Here is a 1,414-nt window from a genome sequence, read left to right on the forward strand (position 1 = left end):
TGTCTTGTCCTAAAATAGGTTTACACAAAAGTGTAAAAATATGGAAAGATATTCAAAAACATCATCTTCAAAATGGCAATCTAAGTATAGTGAAGAATTTAAACGATTCGTTTGTAATGATTTTTTAACCGGAACATTGACAAAAAGAGAAATTGAGAATAAGTATAATATTGGACATACAAGATTGACTTATTGGTTGAAAGAAATGGGCTTTGATTATTCAAAACCTAGTATTGTATCTTTACCTAAGATGAAAGACTATACAAACAAATTATCTGACAAAGAAGGACAAGAGTCTCTATATCAGTTAAAAATAGAACTCCAAGAAGCTCGTCTTTTAGCTGAAGCTTATCGTAAAATGATTGAGATAGCTGAACAGGAATTCAAAATTAAAATTGTAAAAAAGTCCAATACCAAGTAATTCAGGAGTTGAAACACAATTATCCTAAAATTGGTTTAGGCAAATTTTGCCAATTACTTGGTATAACCCGACAGGCATATTATCAGCATTTTTGGTATCAGGAACAACTAGCTTTTGAAGATGAATTAATTGTTTTGGAGGTATTAAAAATTAGAAAGAATCATCGTCATATGGGAGGAAGAAAGCTATATGAACTTTTACAGCCTTTCTTATTAGAACATCAAATAAAAATGGGAAGAGACAGACTTTTTGATGTTTTATCTGCTAATTATTTATTAGTCAGACGCAAGAAAAAACCAACTATTACGACTGATTCATTTCATAGATTTAAGAAGTACCCTAACCTTATCCGAGATTTTGTCCCAACGTGCTCTAATCAATTATGGGTAAGTGACATAACATATTGGAGAATTAAGGATAGTTTTACATATATAAGTTTTGTTACTGATGCTTATTCTAGAAAGATTGTTGGGTATCATTTAGGTGATAGCTTACAAACCTCAGAAACAATTCAGGCTTTAGTAATGGCAATATCTAATCTTCCAGATGAACATAAAAATGAAGTACAATTAATACATCATTCTGATAGAGGCACGCAATATTGCAGTAATGAATATATAAAGTTGTTAGAAGATAATAATTTAAGTATTAGCATGACAGAGAACGGAGATCCTTTAGAAAATGCCATAGCGGAAAGAGTTAATGGTATTATAAAAGAAGAATATTTGGATGATTATCAGATAGAAGACATACAGGAAGCTAAAGAATTATTGGATGCAGTCATTAAGCTATATAACAACGAAAGACCTCATATGAGCATCGGTAATCTTACACCAAATCAAGTGCATCAATATAATTTAAAGACAGAAAAATTATGGAAGAATTATTATGTAAAAAGTCCTATCATTGTAAACCAATAACAGGGCTAAAAATGAGTTGTAAATCTATTTTAGGATTAAGTATAAATATGTAAACTTTTTTCAGGACGAGACA

At 30.2% G+C, this 1,414-nt stretch carries 2 protein-coding genes; both read left to right on the forward strand.

What is annotated here, in order from left to right; translation table 11 throughout:
* Nucleotides 1-40 precede the first annotated feature (40 nt).
* Nucleotides 41-421 (forward strand): hypothetical protein, encoded by a 381-nt coding sequence (locus tag AC4FQ3_RS22770; protein ID WP_491183400.1) that lies wholly within the window; start codon nucleotides 41-43, stop codon nucleotides 419-421.
* Nucleotides 422-429: 8 nt separating this feature from the next.
* Nucleotides 430-1,341, forward strand: a complete 912-nt coding sequence (locus AC4FQ3_RS22775) for an IS3 family transposase (RefSeq protein WP_491183401.1) — start codon at nucleotides 430-432, stop codon at nucleotides 1,339-1,341.
* The last annotated feature ends 73 nt before the right edge of the window (nucleotides 1,342-1,414 follow it).

The sequence above is a fragment of the Flavobacterium sp. AK-345 genome (assembly GCF_058310175.1).

What these genes read in the sequence shown, in the direction of transcription:
- AC4FQ3_RS22770 (WP_491183400.1), top strand. Translation starts at nt 41, where the DNA reads ATGGAAAGATATTCAAAAACATCATCTTCAAAATGGCAATCTAAGTAT.